The 3862-nt window shown below is 60.6% G+C and carries 4 protein-coding genes; 2 read left to right on the forward strand and 2 right to left on the reverse strand.

Annotation, left to right across the window (positions count from 1 at the left end):
- Nucleotides 1–262: 262 nt before the first annotated feature.
- Both QCE62_RS34890 and QCE62_RS34895 read right to left on the reverse strand, forming a co-directional pair.
- Entirely contained in the window at nt 263–886 is a 624-nt protein-coding gene (locus tag QCE62_RS34890; protein ID WP_309927967.1) for a glutathione S-transferase, read from the reverse strand.
- 232 nt (nt 887–1118) lie between these two features.
- Entirely contained in the window at nt 1119–2048 is a 930-nt protein-coding gene (locus QCE62_RS34895; RefSeq protein WP_309927970.1) for a LysR family transcriptional regulator, read from the reverse strand.
- A 115-nt stretch (nt 2049–2163) separates the two neighbouring features.
- Here QCE62_RS34895 and QCE62_RS34900 point away from each other — a divergent pair, with 115 nt between their 5' ends.
- Together QCE62_RS34900 and QCE62_RS34905 are read left to right on the forward strand one after the other, a co-directional pair.
- A complete protein-coding gene (locus QCE62_RS34900; RefSeq protein ID WP_309927968.1) occupies nt 2164–2916 on the forward strand; it encodes an SDR family oxidoreductase in 753 nt (250 codons plus the stop codon).
- A 61-nt stretch (nt 2917–2977) separates the two neighbouring features.
- Complete coding sequence (locus QCE62_RS34905; RefSeq protein ID WP_309927969.1) at nt 2978–3688, forward strand: pirin family protein; 711 nt, start codon at nt 2978–2980, stop codon at nt 3686–3688.
- Nucleotides 3689–3862 lie beyond the last annotated feature (174 nt).

Raw genomic sequence — 3862 nt, forward strand, 5'->3', positions numbered from 1 at the left:
GGCACGCGCACGCAGCGCGAACTGACCCTGGAGCGACTCAACGCGGCTGTGTTGGGTTGCGCCGAAGAGCGGGCAGCCGCGGTGGGGAGATAATGATCTGAAGAGATTGGCAAGGCTTAAACCCTGACATTTCTAATGAGCCAGACATCGGACATTTGTATTTAGCCGTGACATAATTTTTCGAAGTCCGACCCCAAGCGGCCAGTCGCGCTTCCCGAAAGCGGCAATAGAACTCCAGCTCATTCAGACCTGCCGCCGACAGTCATGGCAACCCATTCTTGCAATAACTCGCAAACCCACGACATCCAGCCAAGCGTTCAAAATATCTCGACACTGCCGGAAAATCCGGATGTTCGAAGGGAGTACTGAACCAACGGTTCACCGACAGTCCTATGGCAACGTCCGCGAGCGAAAAGTCTGTCCCGGCGACAAACGCATCTGTCATTTCGATCTGACTATTCAGTATGTGCATGTGCTTGGTCCAGTTCCTGATCGACTCGGTTATGTGGTCCGGCTCCTGGTGAGAGGCGGATCGCCTGACCAAACCCAGGAACGCGTAACTCCATGAGCGATTCAGGTCCGTAGACTGCCAGTCCATCCATTGATCAATCCGCGCTCGTGCCAGCGCGTCAGATGGATAGAGATACTGGCCGCCATATCGTGATGCAAGGTAACGGATAATCGAGTTCGACTCCCAAAGAACGAAGTCTCCATCCCGGATGACCGGGACGAGGCCATTGGGATTCAAGGCGAGGAATTCCGGCGTGTTGGTTGATCGAAACCCCGTTCCCCAGTCCTCTTGTTCAAAGGGAAGTTGCAACTCCGCACACACCCAGAGCACCTTGCGGACGTTGATTGACGATGCTTTTCCGAGAATTTTCAGCATGCGGGCGCCGTTGGAAATGTGGAACCGGTCAGTGCAGGCAAGCGGAATCTTCACCTTATTGTAGCGCCCGGCCCAGCGGTAATCGCCTGCCCCCGACTCGAAGCATGGCGCCAAGTCCGACCTCATCCTCTGCCCTTGCTACTCGGCACACAGCGAACGATGCAATTTTTTGACGCGTAGTCGCTTTATTTGTTGGCCGATGGTCTCCACAAACACTCGCCACCCGGTTCGTTCATTCCGTCCCCTGCACCACCTGATTCCAGACCGGCGCAGACAGATGCTGCGCGAAGTAATCGGCCAGCGCTGTGACCTTGGCCGGTCGCGCGCGCGCCGACGGCGTCACGAAAAACAGTCCGCCTCTCGTCAGGTGCCAGTCCGTCAGAATCGTTTCCAGGCGCCCGTCCGCCAGATATTCACCCGCGATGAACTCCGGCAGTTCTGCTATGGCGAGCCCTTCGAGCAGCATGGGCAGCAGCGCGTCGGAGTTCGTTACCCGCAGCGGACCGACGGGCGTAATCGGCTCTTCGTCGCCTGCATCGTTCACGAATCGCCACACATCGCTGCGCGCGCGGTAGGCATAAGACAGACATGGCCTGTCGACGAGCTCACGAGGATGCATCGGACGGCCGTGTTGCTGCAGATACCGGGGAGACGCGACGACCAGTTGCGCCATCGGACACAGGCGTCTGGCCACCAGCGACGAGTCTGGCAATGCGGCGATCCTCAACGCCGCATCAAAGCCTTGCGCCACGATATCGACCGTGGCATCGGACAGATGCAGGTCGATCGACACCTCCGGACAGACCTCGAAGAAGCCCGGCAATAACGGCGCAACCCAGCGCAGGCCGAACGACATGGGCACGGCCAGACGCACGAGGCCACGCGGCTGAACCGACATCTCACGGGCCGCGTTTTCCGCTTCCTCGGCTTGCCGGTAGATGTCTCCGGCTTTCCCGGCGATCGTTCCGCCGAACTCGGTAAGCGCAAGTTGCCGCGAGGTCCGATTGAACAGCCGCGCGCCCAGCCGCTCTTCCAGCCGCGCGACACCTCGCGAGATAGTAGCGACCGACACGCCCATGGCCCGAGCCGCCGCAGCAAAAGAGCCCTCCTCGGCCACCTTGGCAAACATCGCCAGCCCTTCGAAATCCGGGAATCGGTTCATTTCATTTTTGCAATGATGGTTTGCAGTTGATTCTATTTCGAAACGATCGGTGCGTCGATATTCTTCTCCCATCGCTTCAACGAAGCACTCAACCGAACCCTCAAGGAGAAACACCATGGCAGGCAAGCTCGAAGGCAAGATCGCTCTCGTCACCGGCGGCACCAGCGGCATTGGCCTCGCGACGGCCAGGCGCTTCGCGGCAGAAGGCGCGCATGTGTATATCACCGGCCGTCGCCAGGCTGAACTCGATGCGGCCGTCGTGGAAGTCGGCAACGCCACGGGCGTACGCGTCGATTCGTCGAAGCTGGAACAGCTGGATGCGCTGTATGCGCAGATCCGTGACGAGCAAGGCCGGCTGGACGTGCTGTTCGCCAATGCAGGCGGCGGCGCGATGATCCCCCTCGGCGAAATCACCGAAGCGCACTACCACGACACGTTCGACCGCAACGTGAAAGGCACGCTCTTTACCGTGCAGAAGGCGTTGCCGCTTCTGTCGAAAGGCGCATCGGTCATTCTCGCCGGGTCGACGACGACCATCGAAGGCACCGCGGCGTTCAGCGTCTATTCGGCATCCAAGGCCGCGATCCGCAACTTCGCGCGCAGCTGGATTCTCGACCTGAAGGACCGCGGCATCCGCGTCAACACCATCAGTCCTGGCGCGACGAAAACGCCCGGTCTGGTCGAGCTTGCCGGGCCGGACGCTACCCAGCAACAAGGCTTGCTGGATTACCTCGCGTCGCGCATCCCGCTGGGCCGTGTGGGCGACCCGAACGAGATCGCTGCCGCGGCGCTGTTCCTGGCATCCGACGACGCGAGCTTCGTGAACGGCGCAGAGTTGTTCGTCGACGGCGGTCAGGCGCAAGTCTGAGGCGGCTTCCTGGTGTGGCAAGGCGAGGCTGCCTTGCTACACGCATCTGAAGAAGAAGGCCATGATCCAGCACCGCCCATTCGAAACGCTCGGGCGTATCGAGCGAGACTGGCTCGACGCACGACTGCATTTTCGCTTTGGCGAGATCGGTCGGCCGGAGCACTCGGCGCTCGGCCCGCTGCATATCTGGAACGACGATACGTTCGCGCCGCGGTCAGGCTTTGGCATGCACGCGCACGCGAACGTCGAGATCGTGAGCCTGGTGCGCTCCGGCGCGATCACGCACGAGGACAGCTTCGGCAACACGGGTCGCATCGAGGCAGGCAATGTCCAGGTGATGAGCGCCGGACGCGGTATTCGGCATGCCGAGCGCAACGAAGAAAACGAGCCTGCGCAACTGTTTCAGATCTGGTTGACGCCGCGCACTTGCGACGCTCAACCGCGATGGGCCAGGCGAAGTTTTGGTCTGGGCCAGCCTGAGGCAGGCTTCGTCATCGTTGCGAGCGGTGCATCCGCTGACATTGACGCTGGCGCCCTGCCGATCGATGCCGATGCCCGCCTGCTGGTCGCGGACATGCGCAATGGACAATGCCTTGCGCGCGCTTTGGCGAAAGATGCGCAGGCCTATCTCGTGCCCATGACCGGGCACATACGAGTGAACGATGTCTGTCTCGCGCCGCGCGATGGCGCGGCGGTACGCAACGAGGCGGCGCTGTCGATCACTGCATGCGACCACACAAGCATCGTGCTTCTTGAAACGCTCAACTGCTGATGCGTCTTCGGGACAGCGCTGGCACTTAACTTGGGAGAGAATCAAGTTGCCCACCAGGATTGAACCCGCGTCCTATGAACTGACCCCGCAAAGTTGGACAGTTTTGGGCTAGGGCCGTGAGGGCTGAGTTCTGTACATCACAGGACTCAGCCCTTTTAGCTTCAGCTTGATGCG

It is taken from the genome of Caballeronia sp. LZ033 (assembly GCF_031451265.1).
Lineage (GTDB): Bacteria > Pseudomonadota > Gammaproteobacteria > Burkholderiales > Burkholderiaceae > Caballeronia.

Excerpts from the sequence above, each read along its gene's own strand:
- QCE62_RS34890 (WP_309927967.1), bottom strand. The coding sequence starts at position 886 with ATGCTGAAAATTCTCGGAAAAGCATCGTCAATCAACGTCCGCAAGGTG.
- QCE62_RS34895 (WP_309927970.1), bottom strand. The coding sequence starts at position 2,048 with ATGAACCGATTCCCGGATTTCGAAGGGCTGGCGATGTTTGCCAAGGTG.
- QCE62_RS34900 (WP_309927968.1), top strand. The coding sequence starts at position 2,164 with ATGGCAGGCAAGCTCGAAGGCAAGATCGCTCTCGTCACCGGCGGCACC.
- QCE62_RS34905 (WP_309927969.1), top strand. The coding sequence starts at position 2,978 with ATGATCCAGCACCGCCCATTCGAAACGCTCGGGCGTATCGAGCGAGAC.